At 60.8% G+C, this 24,663-nt stretch carries 27 protein-coding genes; 16 read left to right on the plus strand and 11 right to left on the minus strand.

The window, feature by feature from the left end; all coding sequences use genetic code 11:
* Positions 1–12 precede the first annotated feature (12 nt).
* The 3 genes from flgG to HX821_RS00675 all read right to left on the minus strand — a co-directional run bounded on the left by flgG (position 13) and on the right by HX821_RS00675 (position 3,475).
* Positions 13–798, minus strand: coding sequence for a flagellar basal-body rod protein FlgG (gene flgG, locus HX821_RS00665; protein ID WP_003214609.1), 786 nt, complete (start codon positions 796–798; stop codon positions 13–15).
* Between the two features lie 63 nt (positions 799–861).
* On the minus strand, positions 862–1,602 hold the full coding sequence (locus HX821_RS00670) for a flagellar basal body rod protein FlgF (RefSeq protein ID WP_003214611.1): 741 nt from the start codon (positions 1,600–1,602) through the stop codon (positions 862–864).
* Positions 1,603–1,909: 307 nt separating this feature from the next.
* Positions 1,910–3,475, minus strand: a complete 1,566-nt coding sequence (locus HX821_RS00675) for a sigma-54-dependent phenylalanine hydroxylase transcriptional regulator PhhR (RefSeq protein ID WP_003214613.1) — start codon at positions 3,473–3,475, stop codon at positions 1,910–1,912.
* A 266-nt stretch (positions 3,476–3,741) separates the two neighbouring features.
* On the opposite strand from HX821_RS00675, the gene phhA reads away from it, so the two are divergent.
* The 3 genes from phhA to HX821_RS00690 all read left to right on the plus strand — a co-directional run bounded on the left by phhA (position 3,742) and on the right by HX821_RS00690 (position 6,190).
* Positions 3,742–4,533 (plus strand): phenylalanine 4-monooxygenase, encoded by a 792-nt coding sequence (gene phhA, locus HX821_RS00680; protein WP_003214615.1) that lies wholly within the window; start codon positions 3,742–3,744, stop codon positions 4,531–4,533.
* A gap of 104 nt (positions 4,534–4,637) precedes the next feature.
* A complete protein-coding gene (locus HX821_RS00685; protein WP_003214616.1) occupies positions 4,638–4,994 on the plus strand; it encodes a 4a-hydroxytetrahydrobiopterin dehydratase in 357 nt (118 codons plus the stop codon).
* Complete coding sequence (locus HX821_RS00690; protein ID WP_177035128.1) at positions 4,994–6,190, plus strand: amino acid aminotransferase; 1,197 nt, start codon at positions 4,994–4,996, stop codon at positions 6,188–6,190. The genes HX821_RS00685 and HX821_RS00690 overlap by 1 nt, the downstream gene beginning before the upstream one ends.
* Before the next feature lie 79 nt (positions 6,191–6,269).
* Here HX821_RS00690 and HX821_RS00695 read toward each other — a convergent pair whose 3' ends face one another.
* Positions 6,270–7,079, minus strand: a complete 810-nt coding sequence (locus HX821_RS00695; protein ID WP_003214618.1) for a UDP-2,3-diacylglucosamine diphosphatase — start codon at positions 7,077–7,079, stop codon at positions 6,270–6,272.
* Between the two features lie 133 nt (positions 7,080–7,212).
* Between HX821_RS00695 and HX821_RS00700 the strand changes: the two genes are divergently transcribed.
* Positions 7,213–8,004 carry an AraC family transcriptional regulator gene (locus HX821_RS00700; protein WP_003214620.1) on the plus strand — a complete coding sequence of 264 codons (792 nt, stop codon included), beginning with the start codon at positions 7,213–7,215 and terminating at the stop codon, positions 8,002–8,004.
* Between the two features lie 154 nt (positions 8,005–8,158).
* Positions 8,159–9,049 (plus strand): DMT family transporter, encoded by an 891-nt coding sequence (locus HX821_RS00705; protein ID WP_003214622.1) that lies wholly within the window; start codon positions 8,159–8,161, stop codon positions 9,047–9,049.
* Here the strand turns inward: HX821_RS00705 and HX821_RS00710 are convergent.
* Positions 9,043–9,330 carry a SelT/SelW/SelH family protein gene (locus HX821_RS00710; RefSeq protein ID WP_003214624.1) on the minus strand — a complete coding sequence of 96 codons (288 nt, stop codon included), beginning with the start codon at positions 9,328–9,330 and terminating at the stop codon, positions 9,043–9,045. The two genes, HX821_RS00705 and HX821_RS00710, sit on opposite strands and share 7 nt — an antisense overlap.
* Positions 9,331–9,413: 83 nt before the next feature.
* Between HX821_RS00710 and HX821_RS00715 the strand changes: the two genes are divergently transcribed.
* Positions 9,414–11,603, plus strand: a complete 2,190-nt coding sequence (locus tag HX821_RS00715; RefSeq protein ID WP_003214625.1) for a patatin-like phospholipase family protein — start codon at positions 9,414–9,416, stop codon at positions 11,601–11,603.
* A 132-nt stretch (positions 11,604–11,735) separates the two neighbouring features.
* Here the strand turns inward: HX821_RS00715 and HX821_RS00720 are convergent, their stop codons facing one another.
* Both HX821_RS00720 and recQ read right to left on the minus strand, forming a co-directional pair.
* Positions 11,736–12,170: a MarR family transcriptional regulator gene (locus HX821_RS00720; RefSeq protein WP_004371158.1), complete on the minus strand. Its 435-nt coding sequence runs from the start codon at positions 12,168–12,170 to the stop codon at positions 11,736–11,738.
* A 121-nt stretch (positions 12,171–12,291) separates the two neighbouring features.
* Complete coding sequence (gene recQ, locus HX821_RS00725; protein ID WP_004371161.1) at positions 12,292–14,418, minus strand: DNA helicase RecQ; 2,127 nt, start codon at positions 14,416–14,418, stop codon at positions 12,292–12,294.
* 276 nt (positions 14,419–14,694) lie between these two features.
* Here recQ and HX821_RS00730 point away from each other — a divergent pair, with 276 nt between their 5' ends.
* Both HX821_RS00730 and HX821_RS00735 read left to right on the plus strand, forming a co-directional pair.
* A complete protein-coding gene (locus tag HX821_RS00730) occupies positions 14,695–15,282 on the plus strand; it encodes a YecA family protein (RefSeq protein ID WP_004371163.1) in 588 nt (195 codons plus the stop codon).
* Between the two features lie 20 nt (positions 15,283–15,302).
* Positions 15,303–15,695: a YbaN family protein gene (locus HX821_RS00735; RefSeq protein WP_177008388.1), complete on the plus strand. Its 393-nt coding sequence runs from the start codon at positions 15,303–15,305 to the stop codon at positions 15,693–15,695.
* 117 nt (positions 15,696–15,812) lie between these two features.
* On the opposite strand, the gene HX821_RS00740 is transcribed toward HX821_RS00735, so the two are convergent.
* Together HX821_RS00740 and HX821_RS00745 are read right to left on the minus strand one after the other, a co-directional pair.
* Positions 15,813–16,499, minus strand: coding sequence for an HAD-IA family hydrolase (locus HX821_RS00740; RefSeq protein ID WP_004371166.1), 687 nt, complete (start codon positions 16,497–16,499; stop codon positions 15,813–15,815).
* Positions 16,500–16,603: 104 nt separating this feature from the next.
* A complete protein-coding gene (locus HX821_RS00745) occupies positions 16,604–17,452 on the minus strand; it encodes an oxidoreductase (protein WP_087692746.1) in 849 nt (282 codons plus the stop codon).
* A 97-nt stretch (positions 17,453–17,549) separates the two neighbouring features.
* On the opposite strand from HX821_RS00745, the gene HX821_RS00750 reads away from it, so the two are divergent.
* On the plus strand, positions 17,550–18,446 hold the full coding sequence (locus HX821_RS00750) for a LysR family transcriptional regulator (RefSeq protein ID WP_004371170.1): 897 nt from the start codon (positions 17,550–17,552) through the stop codon (positions 18,444–18,446).
* Between the two features lie 24 nt (positions 18,447–18,470).
* Complete coding sequence (locus tag HX821_RS00755; protein WP_177008389.1) at positions 18,471–18,827, plus strand: DUF2784 domain-containing protein; 357 nt, start codon at positions 18,471–18,473, stop codon at positions 18,825–18,827.
* Here HX821_RS00755 and HX821_RS00760 read toward each other — a convergent pair.
* Positions 18,814–19,782: an SDR family oxidoreductase gene (locus HX821_RS00760; protein ID WP_177035129.1), complete on the minus strand. Its 969-nt coding sequence runs from the start codon at positions 19,780–19,782 to the stop codon at positions 18,814–18,816. The two genes, HX821_RS00755 and HX821_RS00760, sit on opposite strands and share 14 nt — an antisense overlap.
* 96 nt (positions 19,783–19,878) lie before the next feature.
* On the opposite strand from HX821_RS00760, the gene HX821_RS00765 reads away from it, so the two are divergent.
* The 6 genes from HX821_RS00765 (at position 19,879) to HX821_RS00790 (ending at position 24,127) form a co-directional block, all read left to right on the plus strand.
* Positions 19,879–20,763 carry a LysR family transcriptional regulator gene (locus HX821_RS00765; RefSeq protein ID WP_087692749.1) on the plus strand — a complete coding sequence of 295 codons (885 nt, stop codon included), beginning with the start codon at positions 19,879–19,881 and terminating at the stop codon, positions 20,761–20,763.
* Positions 20,764–20,817: 54 nt separating this feature from the next.
* Positions 20,818–21,396, plus strand: a complete 579-nt coding sequence (locus HX821_RS00770; RefSeq protein WP_102369684.1) for a DUF4337 domain-containing protein — start codon at positions 20,818–20,820, stop codon at positions 21,394–21,396.
* 182 nt (positions 21,397–21,578) lie between these two features.
* The gene (locus HX821_RS00775) at positions 21,579–22,421 is read left to right on the plus strand and encodes a hypothetical protein (protein WP_158660303.1); all 843 of its coding nucleotides are present in this window, start codon (positions 21,579–21,581) and stop codon (positions 22,419–22,421) included.
* A gap of 158 nt (positions 22,422–22,579) precedes the next feature.
* The gene (locus HX821_RS00780; RefSeq protein ID WP_177035130.1) at positions 22,580–23,242 is read left to right on the plus strand and encodes a M24 family metallopeptidase; all 663 of its coding nucleotides are present in this window, start codon (positions 22,580–22,582) and stop codon (positions 23,240–23,242) included.
* Positions 23,243–23,260: 18 nt separating this feature from the next.
* Entirely contained in the window at positions 23,261–23,614 is a 354-nt protein-coding gene (locus HX821_RS00785) for a gamma-glutamylcyclotransferase family protein (RefSeq protein WP_008434891.1), read from the plus strand.
* 243 nt (positions 23,615–23,857) lie between these two features.
* The gene (locus tag HX821_RS00790) at positions 23,858–24,127 is read left to right on the plus strand and encodes a short-chain dehydrogenase (protein WP_087692753.1); all 270 of its coding nucleotides are present in this window, start codon (positions 23,858–23,860) and stop codon (positions 24,125–24,127) included.
* A gap of 75 nt (positions 24,128–24,202) precedes the next feature.
* Here HX821_RS00790 and HX821_RS00795 read toward each other — a convergent pair whose 3' ends face one another.
* Positions 24,203–24,661, minus strand: coding sequence for a DUF2442 domain-containing protein (locus tag HX821_RS00795; protein WP_087692754.1), 459 nt, complete (start codon positions 24,659–24,661; stop codon positions 24,203–24,205).
* Positions 24,662–24,663 lie beyond the last annotated feature (2 nt).

Here is a 24,663-nt window from a genome sequence, read left to right on the forward strand (position 1 = left end):
CCATAGACTTGATTACAGATTCTGCGTTACGAACGAAAGCATCTGGTCGGCGGTGGAAATCACCTTGGAGTTCATCTCGTAGGCGCGCTGAGTGGTGATCATGTTGACCATCTCTTCAACGGTGCTGACGTTGGACGTTTCCAGGGTGCTTTGCAGGGTGGTACCAAAACCGTTGAGGCCCGGGGTGCCGATTTGCGGCGCGCCGCTGGACGCGGTTTCCAGGAACAGGTTGTTACCGATCGCCTGCAGGCCGGCCGGGTTGATGAAGTCGGCGGTTTGCAGGTTGCCGATCACCTGGGACGCCGGGTTGCCGGCCACGGTGATCGACACGGTGCCGTCGTTGCCGACGGTGAAGGTCTGGGCGTTGTTCGGCACGACAATCGCCGGCTCCAGCGCGAAGCCATTGGCGGTCACGACCTGGCCGTTGGAGTCCAGGTGGAACGTACCGTCACGGGTGTAGGTGGTGGTGCCGTCCGGCTGCAGGATCTGGAAGAAACCCTTGCCGTTGACTGCCAGGTCCAGCGGCTGGCCGGTCTGCTGCAAGTTACCAGCGCTGAAGTTCTTCTGGGTGCCAACGATTGCCACACCGGTACCCAGTTGCAGGCCCGACGGCAATTCGCTGTCCTGGGTCGACTGGGCGCCAGGCTGCTTCTTGATCTGATAGAGCAAGTCCTGGAACTCGGCGCGGTCACGTTTGAAACCCGTGGTCGACACGTTGGCCAGGTTGTTGGAAATGGTGGTCAGGTTGGTGTCCTGGGCGGACAGGCCTGTCTTGGCAACGTATAGAGCCGGAAGCATGTTCTTCTCCTTCGTGCGCCTGTTTTATGGCGCCGCGCTACAAAAATTAGTGTGTGGCTGCTATCAGCTCATCGCCAGGACGCGGGTCATGGCCTGGTCGTCTTCTTTGGCGCTGTTCATCATCTTGATGTGCAATTCGAACTGCTTGGACAGGGCCAGGACTGCCGTCATTTCTTCGACGGCGTTCACGTTGCTCGCCTGCAGGAAGCCCGACGTCAGCTTGACGTTGGCATCGGCCTGGGCCGGCTGGCCATCCTTGGTGTGGATGGTGCCGTCGAGGCCCTTGGTCATGTTCTTGAGGTCGGGCTGCACCAGCTTGATCCGGTCCACTTCAGCCATCACCCGCGGGCCTTCGCCCATGGCGCGGATGCTGATGGTGCCGTCCTGGCCGACTTCGATCTGCTGCTGGGGCGGCACGGCAATCGGGCCGCCGTTGCCCATGATCGGCATACCGTTGCCGGCCCGCAGCACGCCCAGCGCATCGACGTTCATGCTGGCGCTGCGCACGTAGGACTCGCCGCCATCCGGGTTTTGCACGGCCATCCAGCCGTCACCGCTGACGGCCACATCGAGGTCACGGCCGGTTTCAATCATCGCGCCAGGGGAAAAGTCCGTGCCTGGACGCTCGGTCAAGGCAAAGGCCCGCGCCGGAAAGCTGTCACCGAACACCGGCATCGAGCGCGCCTGTTCCAGGTCACGCTGGAAACCATTGGTGGAAACGTTCGCCAAGTTGTTGGCGTGGGCCTTCTGCGCCAGTGCATTCTGGCTGGCGCCGGTCATTGCCACGTAAAGGTACTTATCCACGCTCTTTCCTCTTTCTGACGGACGCTTGCCGCCCACCGCTGTACTGATGAGGCTTAAGCAATTTGCGAACCAACTTTTTGAAATGAGGAAAAGTCCAGGCGGGGCGGGGGTTTGCCGGCAGGTGGCAGCTGAGGGCAGTAGGAAGAGAGTCGAAAAAACGGCGGACTTATGCCGCTAACGGCAAGTGCAGGTATCAAGACCGACAAAGAACCCATGTGGGAGCGGGCTTGCTCGCGAATGCGGAGTGTCAGTCACCGGATAATTCGACTGACCCACCGCATTCGCGAGCAAGCCCGCTCCCACAGGCTTAACCGCGTTCGGCTTTGACGACTTCGTAGTCCCGCAACTTGTTGGCAATAGTGGTGTGGGACACGCCCAGCCGCTTGCCCAACAGACGGCTGCTGGGATGCTCGGCATACAACTGCGCCAGCACCGCCTTTTCAAAGCGCCCGACGATCTCCTCCAACCCGCCTTCCAGGGAAAAATCCCCCAGCGGCTGGCGCACGCCATAGTCCGGCAGGCGAATGTGCTCGGCCTTGACGGTGCCGCCCTCACACAGCGAAACCGCCTGGAACAGCACGTTCTCCAACTGCCGCACATTCCCCGGCCAGTGGTAATGGCTGAGGCGTTCCATCGCCGCCGGTGCGAGCTTGGGCAGCGGGCAGCCGATCTGCCGGCTGGCCTGATCCAGGAAGTGCTCCACCAGCGGCGGCAAACCGTCGAGGCACTCGCGTAGCGGCGGGATATGCAGCGAGAGCACATTGAGACGATGGTAAAGGTCCTGGCGGAATTCGCCCCGGGCGCACAGTTCGGAAAGGTCCACCTGGGTCGCGCAGATCACCCGCACATCCAGGTACACCTCTTCATCACTGCCTACACGGCGAAAGCAGCCGTCCTGCAGAAAGCGCAGCAACTTCACCTGCAACCGCGCGCTCATTTCGCCGACGCCGTCGAGAAACAACGTACCGCCCGCCGTCAGCTCCAGCAGTCCCAACTTGCCCTCCGCCCTCGCCCCTTCAAAGGCGCCGGGACCATAGCCGAACAACTCGGTCTCGGCCATGGACTCGGGCAAACCGGCGCAGTTGAGCGCCATCAACGGCGACTGGCCGCGTGGGCTGGCCAGGTGACAAGCGCGGGCCAGCAACTCTTTGCCGGTGCCGGTTTCGCCTTCTATTAATAGAGGCGCATCCAACGGCGCCATGCGCCGAGCCTCACGCACCACGGCAGCCATGACCCTGGAGCTTTGGAAAATGCTGTCGAAGCCGCGCAGCTCCTGCTTGCGCACATTGTAGATACGCTCACCCACCCGGTCGGCGCGGTGCAGGGTCAGTACGGCGCCGGCCATGGCTTCGCTGTCGTCATGCTCGGAGGATTGCAGCGGCGCAATATCGGCCAGGAATACATCGCCCTTGACCTTGACCCGCAGGCCGTTGATTCGCGATTTGCTGGCCCGTACCAGTTCCGGCAAATCGAAATCTTCGGCGTAGCGCGACAACGGAATGCCCGGCACCTCATCCACCCGTACTCCGAGCAACTGCGCCGCCGCGCGGTTGGCCGCGACGATGGAGCCGCCCATGTCGATGGACAGCACCGGAAACTCCAGCGCCCCCAGCAGCGCGTTGAGCTCCATATGCCGACGCTCGCTGGGCATCAGCCCTACCCGCTTGACGCCAAATACCCCGGCAATCGCCTCGAACTGCGGGCGCAATGCCTGGAACTGCAGGTTCACCAGGTTCGGGCAATAGAGGTAAATGGCGTTGCCGTGCTCGCCACCGACCTCGCCCTTGGCGACGTTCACGCCGTACTCCACCAGCAGGTTGAGGATGTCCCGCAGGATGCCGATGCGGTTCTGGCAATGCACTTTGATACGCATGAGAAGGCCCGAAGAGGTGGAGTCGCTGCGTCTTTTTGCCGCCGGCCGCAGATAATCGTCAAGATTATGTGACAGCTGCGAGGCGATTCACACCCAAAATACGCCACAGGGAGAACGAATCGCCTCAGCCGTAACGAAAACTTTACGAATACCGGTAACTTTTCCTACAAAAGCGTGGCGCAGGAGGATGGCTTCCTGGCCCAGGCGGCGTATCAATAGGCTCATCCCAGGACATAACAAGAACGAATGCCTAGCAGGAGAGCAGTATGAAGCAGACGCAGTACGTGGCCCGCGAGCCCGACGCGAACGGTTTTATCGACTACCCGCCCGAAGAACACGCGGTGTGGAACACCCTGATCACGCGCCAACTGAAAGTGATCGAGGGCCGCGCCTGCCAGGAATACCTGGACGGCATCGACAAGCTCGGCCTTCCCCACGACCGCATTCCACAGCTGGCGGAAGTCAACAAAGTGCTGGCCGAGACCACGGGCTGGCAAGTCGCCCGGGTGCCGGCGCTGATCCCCTTCCAGACTTTTTTCGAATTGCTCGCCAACAAGCAGTTTCCGGTGGCGACGTTTATTCGTACCCGTGAAGAGCTGGATTACCTGCAGGAACCGGACATTTTTCACGAGATCTTCGGCCATTGCCCACTGCTGACCAACCCCTGGTTCGCGGAATTCACCCACACCTACGGCAAGCTCGGCCTGGCCGCCACCAAGGAACAGCGCGTGTACCTGGCGCGCCTGTACTGGATGACCATCGAGTTCGGCCTGGTGGACACGCCCGAAGGCCGGCGCATCTACGGTGGCGGCATCCTGTCTTCGCCCAAGGAGACCGTGTACTGCCTCTCGGACGTGCCCGAGCATCAAGCCTTCGACCCGCTCGAAGCGATGCGCACGCCGTATCGCATCGACATTCTGCAACCCGTGTACTTCGCCCTGCCCAACCTCAAGCGCCTGTTCGAAGTGGCGCAGGAAGACATCATGGGTATGGTCGAACGCGGGATGCAGCTGGGGCTGCACGCACCGAAGTTCCCGCCCAAGCCAAAAGCGGCTTGAACTGCGGCTTTTAGGGGCAGGTGAGTCTGTTCCCTGGCCCCGCGTTGCTTTAGGGTGACGCTACTGACGACCGTTTCCAAATACTCGATTTCAGGAATACCCACATGACCACGTTGAACCAAGCCCACTGCGAAGCCTGCCGCGCCGACGCCCCGCAAGTCAGCGACGAAGAGTTGCCGGTGCTGATCAAGCAGATCCCCGACTGGAACATCGAAGTACGCGATGGCGTGATGCAGCTGGAAAAGGTCTTCCTGTTCAAGAATTTCAAATTCGCCCTGGCCTTCACCAACGCCGTGGGCGTGATCTCCGAAGCTGAAGGCCATCACCCGGGCCTGCTCACCGAGTGGGGCAAAGTCACCGTGACCTGGTGGAGCCACTCCATCAAGGGCCTGCACCGCAACGACTTCATCATGGCCGCGCGCACCGACGAAGTGGCCAAGGATGCCGAGGGCCGCAAGTAATGCATTTCGACGCAATTGGCCGGGTGCCCGGAGACCCGATCCTCGGGCTGATGGAGCTGTATGCCCAGGACCCGAACCCGCTCAAGTTCGACCTCGGCGTGGGCGTGTACAAGGACGACCAGGGCCTGACGCCGATCCCGCACTCGGTGAAACTGGCCGAGCAGCGCCTGGTGGAGCAACAAACCACCAAGACCTACATCGGCGGCCATGGCAACGCCGCGTTCGGCTCGCTGATCAGCGAGCTGGTGCTGGGCGCCGGTTCGCCACTGCTGGGCGAGCGCCGCGCCGGCGCCACCCAGACGCCAGGCGGCACCGGCGCGCTGCGCCTGAGCGCCGACTTTATCGCCCACAGCCTGCCTAGCCGCGGCGTGTGGCTGAGCAACCCGACCTGGCCGATCCACGAAACCATCTTCGCCAAGGCCGGGCTCAAGGTCAGCCATTACCCGTACGTGGGCAGCGACAATCGCCTGGACGTAGCGGCGATGCTGGCCACCCTGTCCACCGTGCCAAAAGGCGATGTGGTGCTGCTGCACGCCTGCTGCCACAACCCGACCGGTTTCGACCTGTCCCACGATGACTGGCGCCAGGTGCTGAAGATCGTCCAGGAACGTCAGTTGCTGCCGCTGATCGACTTTGCGTATCAGGGTTTTGGCGATGGCCTGGAACAGGATGCATGGGCCGTGCGGCTGTTCGCGGCTGAGCTGCCTGAAGTGCTGATCACCAGTTCCTGCTCGAAGAACTTCGGCTTGTACAGCGACCGTGTCGGCGCGTTGATTGTGTGCGCGGCGGACGCCGAGAAACTGACGGATGTGCGCAGCCAGCTGGCGTTCATTGCGCGTAACTTGTGGTCGACGCCGCCGGACCATGGTGCTGCTGTGGTGGCGACGATTCTCGGTGACGCCGGGCTGAAAAAGCAGTGGGCCGAGGAAGTGGAAGCGATGCGGGCGCGGATTGCGCAGTTGCGCTCCGGGCTGGTGGAGGCGTTGGCGCCCCATGGGTTGTCGGAGCGGTTTGCGCACATCGCGGCGCAACGCGGGATGTTTTCCTATACCGGGTTGAGTGCGGACCAGGTGAAGCAACTGCGGGACAAGCACAGCGTGTATATGGTCAATTCCGGGCGTGCGAACGTGGCGGGGATTGATGCGACGCGGTTGACGCTGTTGGCCGAAGCCATCGCGGATGTTTCCCACACCTGACTGAAGAAACCGGCTCCAAATGTGGGAGCGGGCTTGCTCGCTCCCACATTTAGACCGAGTGAGTCTGTGGGTTTGAGGCTTAGCCCGCGACCATTTCGGCCTTTAGCTGTGCCTCTTTCGCCTGGGCATCCGCCAATCGATACAGCTCGATATGCCCGTCCCAGTGCTCGATCAGCGCCGTGCACGACTCCACCCAATCCCCGCAATTGAGGTAGTCCACCTCGCCCACCTTGCGAATCTCCGCATGGTGGATGTGCCCGCACACCACGCCATGCAGCTCGCGCTTGGTCACTTCGTGGGCGATCGCTTCTTCAAAATCACTGATAAAGCTCACCGCCGTCTTGACCTTGTGCTTGAGGTACGCCGACAACGACCAATAGCCGTAGCCATAGCGCGCCCGCCAGTGGTTCAACCAGCGGTTGAGCGTGAGGGTGAATTCGTAGGCCGAATCGCCAAGGAACGCCAGCCAGCGGTGATACCGGGTGATCACGTCGAACTGGTCGCCATGGATCACCAGCAAATGCCGGCCATCGGCAGTCACGTGCACCGCTTCGTCCACCAACTGGATATTGCCAAGGATCAGCTTCGAATAACGCCGCAGGAATTCATCGTGGTTGCCGGTGACGTAGATCACCTCGGTGCCGCGCTTGCTCATGGTCAGCAGGCGGCGGATCACGTTGGTGTGGGCCTGGGGCCAATACATGCCGCTGCGCAGCTTCCAGCCGTCGATGATGTCGCCCACCAGGTAGACCTTGTCGGCGTGGTAGCCCTTGAGGAAATGCGAGAGGTGTTCGGCCTGGCAATCCCGAGTGCCCAAATGCACGTCGGAAATCCACAGGGTACGCACGCGTTGCTTGCGGCTGGGTTTGGCGAGTTCGGCGCTGGTCATGGGCATGCCTCACGGTGTTTTCGCGAGCTTGCGCCCACGGGATTAATAGCCCATGACAGTGTTGCGTCAGTCTGATGACAGCGCCCACAGGCGGCGAAGCGATGTAAACTGCAGGCCTGCCCAGGAGACTGCGATGAGACCCAACCTCACGCTACGCCACTACCCCGATGCGCCTATCGCCCATAGCCACGACCATGCACAGCTGGTGTTTGGCCTGTCCGGGCACCTGGACTTCGAGGTGGATGGCCGGGGCGGCCAGGTGCAGCACAGCAGTGTGATGGTGCTGCCCTACTCCGCCCATCACGCATGCCGCAGTCGCGATGGCAGCCGCTGCCTGGTGCTGGACGTGCCCGATGAGCAATGGCTGGCGCAGTCCCTGGGGGAGCATGCCGACGCCAGCCGCCGCTTGCTCGACCGGTGCGCACACCTGACCCTCGACAATCGCCAAAGCCAACTGGTGCAATGGCTGGCAAGCAGCCCGGTGGACGACCCGCTGATCGCCCAGCAAGGCGCCGTATTGCTGCTGGCCAGCCTCAACCTTGCGCAGCCGCCGGTGGGCAAGCGCCTGCCCTATGCCGCGTTCGATGCGCATATCCAGCGGCACGCCGCGCACCCACTGCAAGTGGCGGACCTGGCGAAGCTCGCCGACCTGTCCGTCGCCCGCCTGCATGCACGGTTTATCGCGGAAAGCGGGCAGACGCCGATGGACTACATACGCACCCGGCGCTTGCAGATGGCCCGCGGCCTGTTGCGCGACAGCCAGCTGCCGATCGGCGAGATTGCCGCGCGGGTGGGCTATGGTTCGCAAAGTGCATTTGCTGCGGCGATGTTGCGCGAGTTTGGCCTCTCGCCCCGAGCCTTCAGACGAGCACCGCCCGGTGTGGGAGCTGGCTTGCCTGCGATAGCATCACCGCGCGCTATCTGAACGACCGAGTTGTCTGCATCGCAGGCAAGCCAGCTCCCACAGGGATCTTCACCAAGCAAGAGTCCTGCGACAAAAGCCGCGAGCCCAACGACAGACGCGAATGCCTGCAACCCTCTAGACTGCGATCCTGTAAACCCGTCGTTTAAGGATCGCAATGACTCCCCGCACAGCCCTCGGCGCCCTGCATATCGGCGCATTGATGTTTGGCCTCACTGGTGTGTTCGGCAAACTGGCGGCCGCTTCGCCGGCGATTATCGTGTTCGGCCGCGCCGCGTTCGCGGTCATTGCCCTGGCGATCTTTGCGCGCTTTGCCAGCAACACGCCCTGGCAGAAGCTGCAAGCCCGCGACTGGCGCCGCCTGCTGGTCAGCGGCCTGCTGCTGGCCGGGCATTGGGTGAGTTTCTTTATTGCGGTAAAGGTCGCCGGTGTGGCCATCGCCACCCTGGGCTTCGCCACCTTCCCGGCGTTCACGGTGATTCTCGAAGGCCTGATTTTCCGCGAGCGGATTCGCGCCAACGAGATCCTGCTGGTGGTGCTGGTGAGCATCGGCCTGGTGCTGGTCACGCCGGATTTCAATCTCGCCAGCCAGGCCACCAGCGGCTTGTTGTGGGCGGTCGGCTCCGGGTTGTTGTTCTCGCTGCTGTCGCTGAACAACCGCGCCAGTGGGCGCATCCCGCCGGTACAGGCCGCCTTGTGCCAGAACGTGGTGGTAGCGCTGTGCCTGTTGCCCGTCGCCGCGCCCGGGCTGGCCGAAGTGCGACCACTGGACTGGCTGTGGATCGGCCTGCTCGGGGTGTTCTGCACCGGCCTGGCCCATAGCCTGTTTGTCGCCAGCCTCGCGGTGCTCAAGGCGCGCACGGCGGCGGTGGTGTTTGCAATGGAGCCGGTGTACGGCATCACCGCGGCCTGGCTGCTGTTTGCTGAAACACCAACCCTGCGCATGCTGATGGGCGGCGCGCTGATCATCGTGGCCATCGTGGTGTCCGGGCTGATGGGCGGCGCCAAACCGGCCAAGCAGCCGGCCACCACGGCCGAGGTTCACTGAGTACGGTCGTTATGCCCCAGGTCCCGTTGCGGGTCGATCTGGTCACGTACCCGTTGCTTGAGCACCTTGGCTTCCGGGAAGCCGCCGTCGGCCTTGCGTTCCCAGATCTGCACACCGTCGCAGGTAATCCGAAACGCACCGCCGGTGGCCGGCTCCAGGGCCACTTTGCCGAGGTCATCGGCGAACGTGCTCAGCAGTTCCTGGGCCAGCCAGGCGGCGCGCAGCAGCCACTGACACTGGGTGCAATAGGTGATGACAATCTCGGGCTTGGCCGCTGACATGAATTGACTGGCTCCTGCTTGGCGGGTTGAAAGGATCGAGTGGCTATAATACCGGCCTTTATCGTCCTGCCTTGAGATTGATGATGCGCCGCCTGTTGTCCTGCCTGTTGCTGTGCCTGTTCCCTGTCCTCGTCCAAGCCGTCGAAAACCCGCGCCCGAAGATCGGCCTGGTGCTCTCCGGCGGTGCCGCCCGTGGCCTGGCGCACATTGGCGTGCTCAAGGCCCTGGAAGAACAGGGCATCCACATCGATGCGATTGCCGGCACCAGCATGGGTGCGGTGATCGGCGGGCTGTACGCCTCGGGCTACAAGATCGACGAGCTGGAAAAACTCGCGCTGAACATCGACTGGAAGCTCGCCCTGTCTGACGCGCCACCGCGGGAAGACGTGCCATTCCGGCGCAAGCAGGATGACCGGGATTTCCTGGTCAAACAGAAACTCAGCTTCCGCGACGACGGCAGCCTCGGCCTGCCACTGGGGGTGATCCAGGGTCAGAACCTGGCCTTGCTGCTGGAAAGCATGTTCGCTCACACCAGTAACGTGCGGGATTTCGACAAGCTGCCGATCCCCTTCCGCGCCGTGGCCACCGACATCACCAGTGGTGAAAAAGTGGTGTTCCGCAAAGGCCACCTGCCCCAGGTGATCCGCGCCAGCATGTCGATCCCGGCGGTATTTGCCCCGGTGGAGCTGGATGGCCGGCTGCTGGTGGATGGCGGCATGACCGATAACATCCCGCTGGATGTGGCGCGGGAAATGGGGGTCGACATCGCCATCGTCGTCGACATCGGCACCCCGCTGCGCTCACGCAAGCAACTCAACACCGTGGTGGACGTGCTCAACCAGTCCATCACCCTGATGACCCGGCGCAATTCCGAAGAACAACTCAAGGCCCTGGCGCCCCGCGACGTGCTGATCCAGCCGCCCCTGGCCGCCTACGGGGTGACGGATTTCGGGCGCGCCAAGGACATGATCGACGCGGGCTACCGCGCCACCCGCGCACTCGACGTGCGCCTGGCGCACCTGCGCCCGGCCGAACCGGTGGACCCGTCGCTGGTGGCCGCGCGAACGCCCGGCGAGCGCAACCCGGTGATCACCGCAATTAAGGTAGAGAACGACTCCAAGGTGGGCGACGAGGTGATCCGCTACTACATCCGCCAGAACCTCGGCGAGCCCCTGGACCTGGCCCGCCTGCAAACCGACATGGGCACTCTGTACGGCCTGGATTACTTCGAACAGGTGCAATACCGCGTGGTGAAAAAGGGCAAGGACAACACCCTGGTCATCAGTGCCCGGGGCAAACGCAGCGGCACCGACTACCTGCGCCTGGGCCTGAACCTGTCGGATGACATGCGCGGCGACAGCGCCTTCAACCTCGGCGCCAGCTACCGCATGAACGGCATCAACCGCCTCGGCGCCGAATGGCTGACGCGGGTGCAGATCGGGGACAAGCAGGAGTTGTACAGCGAGTTCTATCAGCCGATGGACACCGGTTCACGCTACTTCGTCGCGCCCTATATCAGTGCCCAGGCGCAGAACGTCGAACTGATTGAAGACAATAACCCGATCTCCGAATACCGCCTGGAACGCTACGGCTTCGGCCTGAACGTGGGCCGGCAGATCGGCAACAGCGGCGAGATTCGTTTCGGCGTCGGCGAGGCCTGGGGCAAGGCGGATGTGCGCATTGGCGACCGGAATTCACCGAGCATCAACTTCAGCGAGGGTTTCTATGAGCTGAAGTACTCCTTCGACTCGTTCGACAACGTGTACTTCCCCCATACCGGCGAAGACATTGGCCTGGCCTTCCGGGAGTTCGAACCGGGGCTGGGTTCGGACCAGCGCTATCGCCAGTGGGAGTTCAAGCTGGACAAAGCCATGAGCAGCGGGCCGGACACGCTGATCCTCGGCGGGCGCTATGGGCGCACCCTGGATAAGTCGGACGTGGTGATTTCCAGCTTCCTGCTGGGGGGCGCGCGGCAGCTGTCGGGCTTCCGGGAGGATGCGATTGCCGGGCAGAACATCAGCCTGATGCGCGCGGTCTACTATCGCCGGCTGACGCCGCGGTCTTATTTGCCGCTGGATTTCCCGTTGTACCTGGGCGCATCACTGGAGCGAGGGCGGGCTTGGAACAACGACAATGAATACGACAGCGGGTACATCAACGCCGCCAGTATTTTCCTGGGGTTTGATACGCCGCTGGGGCCGTTGAATTTCAGTTATGGGTTTAACGATGACAGTCAGCAGGCGGTGTACCTGAACCTGGGGCAAACCTTCTAACTACGCCGCAAAACCCATGTGGGAGCGGGCTTGCTCGCGAAGGCGGTGTGTCAGTCAGCACATGTATTCACTGACACTCCGCCTTCGCGAGCAAGCCCGCTCCCACATTTTTGATCTTCTGTGTACCTGGGGTCAGGACTTCTCGAGATTTCCGAGGATGTGTTCATGCACCCGCATGCACACCCGCAGATCCTCTTCATCAACCCCCACAAACAGCTCATGGCGCAAGGCCGTGGCGATGGTCTCGATCTGCTCGATCAGCGGCTTCGCGGTGTCGCACAGCACAATGCGCTTGGCGCGGCGGTCTTCCACCACGGCCTGGCGTTGCACCAGGCCCTGGCTTTCCAAGCTGTCGAGCAAACGGGCCAAGGTGGGCCCCTCTACCCCGACGCTCTGCGCCAGCTCACGCTGGGTAGGCGGTTCGGTAAAACGGGCCAGGTGCAGCAGCACCAGCCAGCGTGCCTGGGACAGTCCCAAACCTGCCAAGCGGCGATCCAGCTCGGCACGCCATCCTCGGGACATATGCGCCAACTGCATGCCAAAACGGTGTTGATCGGTTAACGGCATAAAAAACTCATGGATTAGACTGAAAATAAAGTGTGGCTAATTATTAGTCAGCTAAGCATGACCCATGCCAGTAGGCAAGACCCGGTATGTACTGATTCGTTACATTGTCGTAATTGGCACATCAAATCTCGAATTCCGACTGCAAAGCGGCCCTTACGCAGTACAAAACGCCCTCGGGAACGCGGCCGGTAAACAGCGGCGCAATCTCGGAAACGGGTGGCAATTCGCCTTCTCCATCCAGGAATGCATCCTGGATTTCACCGAGCAAATCTTCCGGCAGATCAAGGGCCTGCTCCAACGACAACTGCTGCTTGCCAATGGACTCGGCGAGCAAGGTGTAGACGTTCTTTTCCGAGCACTGCAGCTGCCCGGCGATCTGGATCGGGGTCATGCCGGCACGGGCGAGGCTGATCAACTCGTGGCGGATGTCGGCGACCTCTTTCGGCGCCTCGACCTGGCCGCCGAGCACTTCGAGGAAGGCCTGGCCATAACGCTCCAGCTTGCGCGCACCGACGCCGCTGACCCTGGCCATCTCGCCGAGGGTAGTGGGATGGTCGCGGAGCATTTCCAGCAAGGTGGAGTCCGGGAAGATGACGTAAGGCGGCACGCTGTGTTCCTGCGCCAACTTCTTACGCAGCGCGCGCAGGGCTTCCCACTGTTCGCGCTCTTCGAAACGCACCAGTTGGCTGGCCTGGCTGGTGCTGCTCTTGGCGGTGGTTTGCGGCTTGAGGTCGCGGCGCAGCTCCAGGCTGACTTCGCCCTTGAGCAGCGGCCGGCAACTGTCGTTCAGGCGCAGGCCGCCGTAGCCTTCCAGGTCGATGTCCACCAGGCCACGGGCGACCATCTGCCGGAACAGCGAGCGCCACTCGCCTTCGGCGCGAGCCTTGCCCACACCGTAGACCGAGAGTTTTTCGTGGCCGAAGCTGCGAATCTTTTCATTGTCCTTGCCCAGCAACACGTCCACCAGGTGGCCGACGCCATAGCGCTGACCGGTGCGGTAGATCGCCGACAACGCCTGGCGCGCCGGCTCGGTGGCGTCCCAAGTCTGCACGCCGTCCACGCAGTTGTCGCAGTGGCCGCAGGGCTTGGGCATGTCTTCGTCGAAGTAGGCGAGCAAGGTCTGGCGACGGCAGCGGGTTTCTTCACACAGCGACAGCATCGCGTCGAGCTTGTGCTGTTCCAGGCGCTTGTGGCGCTCGTCGCCTTCGGAGTTCTGCAGCATCTGCTTGAGCATCACCACGTCTTGCAGGCCGTAGACCATCCACGCATCCGCCGGCAGGCCGTCACGGCCGGCACGCCCGGTTTCCTGGTAGTACGCCTCAAGGGATTTGGGCAAATCCATGTGGGCCACGAAGCGCACGTTGGATTTGTCGATGCCCATGCCGAACGCGATGGTGGCGACCATGATCAGGCCTTCCTCGTTGAGGAAGCGCTTCTGGTGGTAGGCCCGCAGTTCGTTGGGCAAACCCGCGTGATACGGCAGTGCCGGGTAGCCTTGTTCACTGAGGAATGCGGCGACCTCATCGACCTTCTTGCGCGACAGGCAATAGACAATGCCGGCGTCGCTGCGCCGATCGGAGAGGAACGCCAGCAACTGCTTGCGCGGCTGTTCCTTGGGCACAATGCGGTAAAAGATATTCGGCCGGTCGAAGCTCGAGAGGAAGCGCTCGGCGTTCTGCAGGTGCAGGCGCTCGACGATTTCTTCGCGGGTCCGCTTGTCGGCGGTGGCGGTCAGGGCGATGCGCGGGACGTTGGGGAACAGTTCCGCCAGTTGGCCCAGTTGCAGGTATTCACGACGGAAATCGTGGCCCCATTGGGACACACAGTGGGCTTCGTCGATAGCGAACAGGGCGATTTCCAGGCTCTGCAGGAACGCCAGCATCCGTGGCTGCACCAGGCGCTCGGGGGCGAGGTAAAGCATCTTCACTTCGCCGCGCTTGATCCGGGCGGCGAGGTCACGCTGCTGTTCGGCGCTGAGGGTGGAGTTCAGCGAAGCGGCCGCCACGCCGAGCTCTTCAAGGGTGGCCACCTGGTCGTCCATCAGGGCGATCAACGGCGACACCACCACCGCAAGCCCTTCCCGCAGGAGTGCCGGTACCTGGAAGCACAGCGACTTGCCGCCGCCGGTAGGCATCAGCACCAGGGCATCGCCGCCGTTGGCCACGCGCTCAATGATCGCACCCTGGCGGCCACGAAAACTGTCGTAGCCGAAGATGTCCTTGAGGACGCGTTGAGCCTGCTCGAGCATGAAAAACTCCAAATATCGCCGAAATCCCTCTGTACAGGCTGGTCGAAAAAACACGCTTGAGCGGGAAATAATCCGTAAGCGAACTTTTCCCGCGACTGGCGCTTGGCCTGCAGGGGCATCACAAAACGCGGCAGTATACCCGAGCGTTACCCGGCAAAGGGTGCCGTTGGTGAATTGCCGCCGGGCTCAAATACCTCTCAAATCTGTGCTGCGGCTGGCCTGGCAGCTCAAGAAAGCCTAGAATTGCCCATCGTTTATTCCCAAGGTAGTCCGTCAATGTCCTTCGCTGAGCAACTAACCCGCCTGCAAGCCTTCCTCGATGCCGATGAGCTGCACGACGAGGCGCTGGACTACGTGGCCGCCCACGGCTATCTGACCGCGCTGTCGATCTGCTCCGATGTCGTTCCCGACCGTGAATGGATCGACGCCCTGTTCTCCGAAGAGCCTCACTACAGTGATGCCGCCCAGCGCGAAGAAATCGAATCGACCCTGCTGGCCCTCAAGGCTCACATTGGCCGCCAACTGGCTTCCGATGAAGAGTTCGAACTGCCTTGCGACCTGGACCTGGGCGAAGACCCGGACGACTCCGAACTGCGCGGCTGGTGCATCGGTTTCATGGAAGGCGTGTTCCTGCGTGAAGAGGCCTGGTTCGAAACGGCTGAAGAAGAAGTCAGCGAAATGCTGCTGCCGATCATGGTCGGTTCCGGCCTGTTCGACGAGCAACCTGAGTTCTCCGACATCGCCGCCGACGCCAACCTGATGGACGACATGATCGTTCAGATCCCGGAAGCGCTGACCGCCCTGTACCTGCTGTGCAACGCACCTGACGAAAAGCCGGCGATCCTCAAGCCTCGCCACCACTAAGACCGTTGCCCGTGGCGCCCATGGGCAACCGTTCCGCGATCCTGCGTTACGTTCTGCTGGCCATCGGCTGGTTGAGCGTGGCGCTCGGGGTAATCGGCATCTTCCTGCCGGTGCTGCCCACTACCCCCTTCCTTCTGCTGGCTGCCGCCTGCTTTGCCCGTAGCTCCCCGCGCTTCTACCACTGGCTGGTGGAACACCCGCGCCTGGGGCCGTGGATTCGTGACTACCTGGATGGCAACGGGATTCCGCTCAAGGGCAAGGTGTATGCCATTGGGTTGATGTGGGTGAGTATCGGGTTTTCCTGCTACCTGGTGCCGCTGATCTGGGCGCGAGGGTTCATGCTGACCAGTGCGGTGTTGGTGACGGTTTATATTTTGCGGCAGAAGACCTTGCCCAAGGCACCGCAGGACTAAATGTGGGAGCGGGCTTGCTCGCGAATACGGTGGATCAGTCAGCACATGTATCGGCTGACACACCGTATTCGCGAGCAAGCCCGCTCCCACATTTTTAATCCAGTGGCTTCAGAGGGATCAACGCATCGGCGGCAAGCCATACGCCGCCAAATCAAAGTCAGCCAACTTGCGAATAATCTGGTCGGCATGGTGGTACTTGCTGTCCGCCATCGCCTCATCCGGCACCGCAATCGCGGTCATGTGCGCAGCCTTCGCCGCTGTCACGCCAAACGGCGAATCCTCAAACACCAGGCAATCCTCCGGTGCCACACCCAAGCGGCGCGCCGCCGTCAGGAAGATATCCGGCGCCGGCTTGGCCGCCCCGACTTCCGGGTCATCCGCCGTGACGATGGTGTCGAACAACCCAAACCACTCACGGTGCAACGTGGTCTTGTGGCCAAACGAATTGCGCGACGAACTGGTGCCCACGGCAATCGGAATGTTATGCGCCTTCAAGTGCCGCACCAGCGCCTCAGCACCCGGCATGCCCAAGGCCTTGGGGAAACGCTCGCTCATCAGCGGCTCGCGGATCACCAGGAATTCTGCGGGGGTAATCGGCAGGTCCAGCGCCTTGACCACGTAATCCGCCAGGTCCTGGGCGCCGCGACCAATGATGTGCTGCTTGATCCCCCAGTCATAGGTACGGCCATAGCGTTCGGCGATGATCTGTGTGACTTCGGTGTAGATGCCTTCTGTGTCCAGCAACAACCCGTCCATATCGAAAATGACAGCCTTGATCGGGACAGCGGTACGCGGTGCATTCATCACTACAGATCCGTGGGCAAAAGGACTAAAAGGATTCAGCACAATAACGGCCAGCGTTACCTGCAAGCAACCGTTACGGCCTTGTGCCGAATCCAGTCAGTGCTTCACTCGGGAAAATCCGCCCCCTCAGTTACCTCAGCCCACGCATCAAAATCCGCACTCAGCGCCTTCACCTTGGTCCGCGCAAAGGTCAACGCAGCCTTGCCCAGCAACAGGCGCAATGGCGGTTGCTCAGCCTCCACCGCCTTGACGATGGCAATCGCCGCGCGCACCGGATCACCCGGCTGCTTGCCGCTGTAGTTGCGAACCATATTGGCCCGTGCCACCGCCGTTTCCTTGTAGTCGGCAATCCCGTGAGCCGCCTCGTTGGCCGAACGCCCGGCCCAGTCGGTGCGGAACGGGCCCGGCTCGACCAGCAACACCTTGATCCCCAACGGCGCGACTTCCTGGGACAGCGCCTCGGAAAGGCCCTCCACCGCAAACTTGGTCGCATTGTAGAAACTCAGCGACGGGAACGCCGCCACACCGCCCACCGAGGAAATGTTCACGATGCTGCCCGAGCGCCGGGCGCGCATGCCGGGCAAGGCCGCGCGGGTCATGGCGCTCAAGCCCCACACGTTGATTTCGAACATGTTGCGCACGTCATCCAGGTCGCTTTCTTCGAAGGAGCCGAAGTAGCCGACACCGGCGTTGTTGACCAGTACGTCGATATGGCCGAAACGTTCTTCAGCCGCTTTGACAGCCGCCTCGACCTGGGCCTGGTCGGTAACGTCCAGCGTCAGGACCAGGGCGTTTTCTTCGTGACCGGCAACGATGTCTTGCACCTGCTGCGGATTACGCGCGGTGACCACGGTCGGGTAGCCGAGGCTCAGGGTGTGCAACGCCAGCTGGCGGCCGAAACCGGTGGAGCAGCCAGTGATGAACCAGACGGGTTTTGCGGTGGAAGTCGTCATAAAGGGCCAATCCTCGTGTGTGTAGGAAAAGTATGCGCGCCGCTGTTCTTGCTAAAAAGATGCATAATCCACAAGGCCCTTTCGGAAATACCACACAATGGACACGCCCGATTTTCAGCAGTTGCGACTGTTCCTGCAGGTCGCCCGCTCGAAAAGCTTCACCCAGGCGGCCGACGCCAGCAGCCTGTCGGTGTCGACCGTCAGCCATCGCGTGCGCGCCCTCGAGAAACAGTTGGGTGTGCAACTGCTCAACCGCACCACCCGCAGCGTCAGCGTGACCGAGGCCGGCGAGCAGTTGATCCAGAAGATCACGCCGCTGCTGGAAGAACTGCAAACCAGCCTGCACAGCGTAGCAGCGGCGACGGTCGACGCCGCCGGCACCTTGCGCCTGAACATTCCCTCCACCGCCAGCCGAATGGTCCTGCAACCGTTGCTCCAGCGCTTCCTGCGCAAATACCCGGGCATCAACCTGGAAGTGGCGGTGGACAACAGCCTGGTGGACATCGTCGCCCAGGGTTTTGACGCGGGCATCCGCTACGACCATGTGCTGGCCGAAGACATGGTGGTGGTGCCGGTGGCGACGCAGTTGCGATTCGTCATCGTCGCCACGCCGCAGTATTTGCAGGGGCGCAAACTGCCCACTCATCCCCACGACTTGCTCGAGCATGAGTGCGTCAACTACCGCAGCGCGCAGACCGGCTCGCTGCACCGCTGGGACTTTGAAAAAGCCGGCAAGCAGATGCGGGTTACGGTAAAAGGCCGGCTGGCGACCAACGATGTTGAATTGATGGTGCGCGGTGCGCTGGACGGGTTTGGCTTTGCCTACGTGGCGCGCTCCAGCGTCGAGCAATACCTGCAACGCGGTGAGTTGGTGGAGGTGCTGGACGACTGGATTGCCCACAGCGCGCTGTATTTGTATTACTTCAACCGTACGAACACGCCGAAGAAATTGCGGGTGTTTATCGAGTTCCTGAAGGAAGAATTCGGGACCTGATCCATTCAAAAAGCGAACCCCATCATGCTCTACCGCTTCGCCGCCGACGGCCTGGTGCTGTTTCATTTGTCGTTCATTCTGTTCGTGCTGTTTGGCGGTTTGCTCGCCCTCAAATGGCGACCGGTCATGTGGCTGCATTTGCCTGCCGCCGCGTGGGGCGTTGCCGTTGAAGTGTTCCATCTGCCCTGCCCGCTGACCCGCTGGGAAAATCTGTTTCGTCATTTGGCCGGGCAGGACGGATATGGCGGCGGCTTTATCGAGCATTACATCCTGACCCTGATCTACCCGGCCGGGCTGACGCCGCAGATTCAATTGGGGCTGGGCGCGCTGGTGCTGTTGATCAATATCGCGGTGTATGTACGGCTGATCAGGCGCGCTTAGGCAAGCAGCCGATACCCACCAATGTCGCCTCAACCGCCTCGTCCAAAGGCGTGTGCGGTTCGCTGCCCAATATCTGTACGAGACGGCCGTTATCCATGCGCACCTCGGTTTGCCACAGGTAACGCATTTCCTGCATCTCGCGGAAGGTGGTGACAAAGGGCGCGGCCAGTTTCAGCAGCCACCACGGGAAAGCACGTACAGAAGGCTGCTGGCCGGTCCTGCGTGACACCACCCGCTGAATCGCCTGGCTCATCTGCCGACCATCGGCATCTATGTGCCCCGCCATATGAAAGCGGGCGAAGGCATCAAGGCTGTCGCGGCGTGCAATCAACTCGACCATGGTCCTCGCCACATCAGGCAGGTAAGCCCACTGATGCCCCACGCCTGGTGCTCCCGGATAACTCACGCTGGCCACCGGTTTTGCGGGTTTGACCAGGCCTTGGGAAAACCAGCTGCTGCCGGCCTTGGCGCCGAAAAAATCGCCTGCCCGCACGATCAGCGCTCGTGCGCCCTGCCGGGTCGCCTCAAGCAAACGCTGCTCCAGCTCTACCCGGATCGCGCCCTTGCGGGTAAGGGGATGCTGCGGCGAATCTTCCTCCAACCGCGCGAATGCATCAGGCCCGAAGTTGTACACCGTGCCCGGCAAGACAATCGTCGCCCCTTCCGCGACTGCCGCCGCGATGCTGTTGTCGATCATCGGCAGCACCAGCTCCGCCCAGCGCTGGTAACCGGGCGGATTCACCGCATGCACGATCACCGAACAACCCCGGGCCGCTGCGACGACTTCCCCACGGTTCAGCGCATCACCTTTTATCCAGGTGAAATCGGCATTCTGCTTGTGAGCCTTATCCACATCCCTCGTCAGGGCGCACACCTGCCAGCCCGCAGCGAACAACTGCCGCGCCACCTCGCCACCAATCCCGCCTGTCGCGCCCATTACCAGAACCTTGTTCATGCTTTTTCCCCTGAGGGTTGTGTGATGGGGCGATTCTGTTCGCCGGCGAGCTATAGAGGAATTGCCGAAGATCATCCAGACGCTATACATTTATGCATGGCATCAAATATTGGTTGGGAGCTTTACCGGTCGTTCCTCGGGGTACTCAAGGAAGGATCGTTGTCGGGGGCCGCACGGCAGCTCGGCATCACGCAGCCCACGGTCGGGCGGCACATCGCTGCGCTGGAAAAATCCCTCAACGTGGTGCTGTTCACCCGCTCCGCCAGCGGCCTGTTGCCCACGGCGGTCGCCCTCACCCTGCGCACCCATGCCGAAACCATGGAAACCACCGCCGCCGCACTCGAGCGCGCCGCGTCGCCCCAAGGCCCCGAAGTGCGCGGCGTGGTACGAGTGTCTGCCAGCGAAGTGATCGGCGTGGAAGTCCTGCCGCCGATCATCACCCGCCTGCGCCAACAGCACCCGCACCTCAAGGTCGAACTGGTGCTGAGCAATCGCCTGCTGGACCTGCTGCAACTGGAGGCAGACATCGCTGTGCGAATGGTCCGACCCAGCCAGGAACAACTTCTGGCGAAAAGGATCGGCGTTATTGAAGTCGGCCTGCATGCGCGCAACGACTACCTGCAACAACATGGCATCCCCCAGAGCCTGAATGATCTCTCAGCTCATTCAGTCATCGGCTACGACCAGGAAAGCGCCTTCATCCGCAGCCTGGCCGTCAAAGGCTTCGAGCGCAGCGCCTTTTCCCTCAGCAGCGACAGCGACCTCGCACAACTGGCCCTGATCCGCGCCGGTGCCGGTATCGGTGGCTGCCAGGTCAAACTGGCCCGGCAAGACGCCCGCCTGAGCCGAGTGCTGCCGGACGCATTTGCCCTGCAACTGGACACCTGGGTCACCATGCACGAAGACCTGCGCAACAGCCCGCGCTGCCGCGTCACCTTTGACGCCCTGGTGGCCGGTTTGCAGCATTACGTACAGGATTGAGACAGCTTCGCTGGTGAAGAATCAGAGTCCCTCAAACCCTTCATAGACGCCCCCATGTCCGAAGCCTTCGAAGTCCCCAGCCCCCACGAAAAACACGTCGAACACGCCACCGAACATGCCCACCGCAGCGGGGACAATTTCGCCAGCCGCATCGCCGTGATGACCGCCATCATGGCCACCGTCGGCGCCATGCTCAGCTACCAGGCCGGCTCCACCGAAAGCGAAGCGGCGATGGACAAAAACAACGCCGCCATCTTCAAGACCGAAGCCGCCAACCAGTGGAACTACTACCAGGCCAAATCCAGCCGGCAGAACCTTGCGGAGCTGGCGACGCATATTCCGGGGGTTGATGCCAAGCACTACACCGACGAGATCGAGCGTTATAAAACCCAGAAGGAAGACGTGCGCAAACAAGCCGAAAAGCTCGAAGCCACCTCGAAGGAATGGGATGAAAAGTCCGAACAGGCACTGCACCAACATCACCGCTGGGCACAGGCGATGACCGCGATTCAGATCGCGATTTCGCTGGCGGCAATTACCTTGCTGACAAGGAAGGAATGGTTGAAGCGCATGGCCTACACCGCTGGCAGTGTGAGCGTGGTGCTCGGCGGGATGGCATGGTTGCATATTTGAGAGCTGGATTTTCATCGCCCTTCGGAAGCAGAAATACGGCGTCACGTATCGTCGTATTTCGCTGATAGCTATCACCAAACCAAACCGACTATAAAACTCGCCATCGCAACCTGGAAAGTTGACTATTGATGGGAGAAAACGAATTCAGTCAGTGCGTCCCGGATGCCAGAAGCCCTGTAACGTTGAACACCTCACTGGATGATTACTTCGCGGCAGAATGCCTTCAGATCTTCGCTCAAGTGGAGGACCTGTTTCTCTACCAGACCAGTAGCACCAAATACCTGACTGAGTTAATGCCGGAAGTGAGCCTCGGCACCAAATTTATCGGCTTTGAGGTTGAGAAAATCTATTCCGATACGGAGGTTTATACCTTTCGTACGGAAGGGATGAATGGAAACTACTTCTCCGTGATGGTGAAGCCAAAAAAGGTTTGGATTGATGTAAGTTGGGTTGAGCCAGGCAGAGGTGGTAACGGTATATACGCCGCTGTGGGGGCCTTCGCAGCCAATACAAAGCGCGAGTTTATCGGTGACCCGGACGGACTATCGGACATAGCAACGCGCCGCAGAACCGATGCAATGCTTTCATCCGCCCTCAAACACAAAACAACTGACCATGTCCGACCCCATCTGCGGCAAATTGACGGTGATGAACAGCTGGGCATTCCGTCGCTGAGCTGGGTTGAGGGTGACACGCTTGGCAATATCCAGCGTATGATTAAAACGACCTATGAATCCCTGACCTTCTACGTGCCGGAGGTACGAAATGCTTATTACGACTTCGCAAACAAAACCTTCCGAGACACTGCGGGCCGACAGCTTCTGGATGGAAATCTGGCAAAGTGGAGCTTTGAGCATCCAGGAAGCCGAAAGGCGGGCGCAGGGCTCGCGACGCTTAAAAGAGGCCTACTCGTCGGTACCCTTCTACGCGAAGAAGGCAGCTCGAGACTCTCAATTCTGGAGCAAATTTTACGCGAGCCGCGTGAATTCGTAGAAAAGGGCAATCTTGCGGGAATCTTCTACTGACCATCTGATACCCCCTCCTCCTAGACTCACTTATATTCACCAGCCCCCTCGCGTCAGAAAACATCGGCATATTCCGGCATATCCGCTTGGGGACCTACACCTACTCGCTATATAGTAAAACGCATAACGCCTGACACTATAAAGCCGAGGAAAAGCCGGTGACCGCACAATCATCCAAGGAAGCTGTGGGCGTCGCCTACAGCATCGAGTCAATGCGCTACGCACAGGCCATGACCTGGCGCGCCATCGAAGCGCTGTCCAAACTCATCCGCCCCGGCATGCTCGAATCCGAAGCCCGCGAACTCGGCAAAAAAGTCCTCGCCGACCTCGACATGCAGCGCATCTGGCACCCGCTGCTGGTGCGCTTCGGCGCCAACACCCTCAAGACCTTCAAGGAACGCTCCGACGGCGACCCGGTGCTGGGGGAAAACGACATCTACTTCATCGACATGGGCGCCGTTTGGCAAGGCCATGAAGGTGATGCGGGGGCGACCTTCAGCACCGGTAACGACCCCGAGCTGAAGGCGTGTGCGAGCGCGGCAAAAGAGTTGTTTGATCGGGTTGAGCGGCGCTGGAGGAACGATAAAGTCGTCGGCCTGGAGCTGTATCGTTTTGCCGAAGAGCAAGCGAAGGAAATGGGTTGGGTGCTGAACCTGGACATCAAAGGGCACCGTGTCAGCGACTTTCCCCATGCGATTTACCGTGGCGGTGATCTTGGGGATTTTGACCAGTATCCGAATGAAGGGCTGTGGATTCTGGAGATACAGATCGCGCACCCGAGCGGGGCTTATGGTGCGTTTTACGAAGATTTGCTGGCTTAACTTTTTCAAGGAATAAAGATGGAACGCTCGACCGAATTTCCCGTGCTGTTGTTTTCCTACGGCACGTTGCAGGACAAGGCAGTGCAGCTGGCCAACTTTGGGCGGGAGTTGGTGGGTCAGCAGGATGCGATGCTGGGGTATTCGACAAGCTGGGTGGAGATTACCGATCCTGAGGTGTTGGCGGCCAGTGGCAAGACCCATCATCCGATTGTTTCGCCGAGCGGGCGGAATGAGGACAGTGTTGAAGGGATGGTGTTTCAGATTACCGAGCAGGAACTGGCGGCGGCGGATGCGTATGAAGTGTCGGACTATAAGCGGGTTTCGGTGGGGTTGGCTTCGGGGTTGACGGCTTGGGTGTATGTGCAGGCTTGAGGGCGTGCAGTTGGTCAGTCGGAGTGATTTCCTACAGATCAATCGGAAGGCATGCCCTGCCCGCTTCGTAATGCTAGGTCTATAGTTCCTCGGTCGCCGTCATGGCGACCGAGTTTGGCGACTCGAAGACAAATCTGAAAACTAAAACTCTGCGAACCAGTTTTTCAGGCGGCGGCTGTTTTATGAAGGTCTAACTTGAAAAAAGGTTAGCTATTTTTCTATTTGTCTCAGATGGACTCCCGTATGAATCAATATATGGCACTCACCAGCAACGACTGCACCACACCCGCCCTTTTCGTAGACACAACAGCACCGCTGGATGTCCTGCTTGATGCTGCAAACTATCGGATTCGCGCCGTAACCCAAGTTCTAGAAAACCTGGCGCTGCGTGCAGAAATCAGTAGTGATACGGTCGTGCTGGGCGACTTTTCCTTGCTCTGCGCAATTCCGTTACGCGATGGATGCGATCTGCTGGATGTCATAGGTCGGAGGATGGCAGCGCAGTATTCCTGAACCCATTGGCTTGACCCCGCAAAAACGAAAAAGGGACGACCTCTCAGTCATCCCTTTTTGCGAACATTACCCAACCTAAACGCAACGTGTGCCACGAGCCTTATGCTCGTACTCCCACCCCTTACACGCCAACCCTACATGCTTGGGAATCAGAGCGGCCCCGCTGCTGTAGGAAGTAATGGTCCTACGAGTGAAGCCTAGTTCCACAGCCGCAGCGGAGAGCGACAGATTGTTGCTGAGCATCCACTTTCTGAAGTCCTGCGTCAGCATGACCTCGCCGGACTGTTCCAGCGCCAAACGATGCAAGGTGACGGAGGACAACTCCAGGTCATTGCCCCAAGTCACGTCAAAGCCCCACTCACCGACTTCAACCCGACCAAATAGAGCCAAGTCCTGAAGGGGTTTTAGAATCGGGAAGGTATTTATGTGATCAGTGAGATCAACGGTGTGCCGCTTACCGTTATTCCACTCAATTTCGATGGCATGCTTGCCGGCAACTGGTTGCACAGCAGAGATGCGAAGCTTGCTGGTCATAA

This window comes from Pseudomonas sp. B6001, assembly GCF_013386015.1.
Lineage (GTDB): Bacteria > Pseudomonadota > Gammaproteobacteria > Pseudomonadales > Pseudomonadaceae > Aquipseudomonas.

Bases quoted from the DNA above. Each gene is read 5' to 3' on its own strand.
- flgG (WP_003214609.1), bottom strand. From the start codon at position 798: ATGCTTCCGGCTCTATACGTTGCCAAGACAGGCCTGTCCGCCCAGGAC.
- HX821_RS00675 (WP_003214613.1), bottom strand. From the start codon at position 3,475: ATGCGTATCAAAGTGCATTGCCAGAACCGCATCGGCATCCTGCGGGAC.
- phhA (WP_003214615.1), top strand. From the start codon at position 3,742: ATGAAGCAGACGCAGTACGTGGCCCGCGAGCCCGACGCGAACGGTTTT.
- HX821_RS00685 (WP_003214616.1), top strand. From the start codon at position 4,638: ATGACCACGTTGAACCAAGCCCACTGCGAAGCCTGCCGCGCCGACGCC.
- HX821_RS00690 (WP_177035128.1), top strand. From the start codon at position 4,994: ATGCATTTCGACGCAATTGGCCGGGTGCCCGGAGACCCGATCCTCGGG.
- HX821_RS00695 (WP_003214618.1), bottom strand. From the start codon at position 7,079: ATGACCAGCGCCGAACTCGCCAAACCCAGCCGCAAGCAACGCGTGCGT.
- HX821_RS00700 (WP_003214620.1), top strand. From the start codon at position 7,213: ATGAGACCCAACCTCACGCTACGCCACTACCCCGATGCGCCTATCGCC.
- HX821_RS00705 (WP_003214622.1), top strand. From the start codon at position 8,159: ATGACTCCCCGCACAGCCCTCGGCGCCCTGCATATCGGCGCATTGATG.
- HX821_RS00710 (WP_003214624.1), bottom strand. From the start codon at position 9,330: ATGTCAGCGGCCAAGCCCGAGATTGTCATCACCTATTGCACCCAGTGT.
- HX821_RS00715 (WP_003214625.1), top strand. From the start codon at position 9,414: ATGCGCCGCCTGTTGTCCTGCCTGTTGCTGTGCCTGTTCCCTGTCCTC.
- HX821_RS00720 (WP_004371158.1), bottom strand. From the start codon at position 12,170: ATGCCGTTAACCGATCAACACCGTTTTGGCATGCAGTTGGCGCATATG.
- recQ (WP_004371161.1), bottom strand. From the start codon at position 14,418: ATGCTCGAGCAGGCTCAACGCGTCCTCAAGGACATCTTCGGCTACGAC.
- HX821_RS00730 (WP_004371163.1), top strand. From the start codon at position 14,695: ATGTCCTTCGCTGAGCAACTAACCCGCCTGCAAGCCTTCCTCGATGCC.
- HX821_RS00735 (WP_177008388.1), top strand. From the start codon at position 15,303: ATGGGCAACCGTTCCGCGATCCTGCGTTACGTTCTGCTGGCCATCGGC.
- HX821_RS00740 (WP_004371166.1), bottom strand. From the start codon at position 16,499: ATGAATGCACCGCGTACCGCTGTCCCGATCAAGGCTGTCATTTTCGAT.
- HX821_RS00745 (WP_087692746.1), bottom strand. From the start codon at position 17,452: ATGACGACTTCCACCGCAAAACCCGTCTGGTTCATCACTGGCTGCTCC.
- HX821_RS00750 (WP_004371170.1), top strand. From the start codon at position 17,550: ATGGACACGCCCGATTTTCAGCAGTTGCGACTGTTCCTGCAGGTCGCC.
- HX821_RS00755 (WP_177008389.1), top strand. From the start codon at position 18,471: ATGCTCTACCGCTTCGCCGCCGACGGCCTGGTGCTGTTTCATTTGTCG.
- HX821_RS00760 (WP_177035129.1), bottom strand. From the start codon at position 19,782: ATGAACAAGGTTCTGGTAATGGGCGCGACAGGCGGGATTGGTGGCGAG.
- HX821_RS00765 (WP_087692749.1), top strand. From the start codon at position 19,879: ATGGCATCAAATATTGGTTGGGAGCTTTACCGGTCGTTCCTCGGGGTA.
- HX821_RS00770 (WP_102369684.1), top strand. From the start codon at position 20,818: ATGTCCGAAGCCTTCGAAGTCCCCAGCCCCCACGAAAAACACGTCGAA.
- HX821_RS00785 (WP_008434891.1), top strand. From the start codon at position 23,261: ATGGAACGCTCGACCGAATTTCCCGTGCTGTTGTTTTCCTACGGCACG.
- HX821_RS00790 (WP_087692753.1), top strand. From the start codon at position 23,858: ATGAATCAATATATGGCACTCACCAGCAACGACTGCACCACACCCGCC.
- HX821_RS00795 (WP_087692754.1), bottom strand. From the start codon at position 24,661: ATGACCAGCAAGCTTCGCATCTCTGCTGTGCAACCAGTTGCCGGCAAG.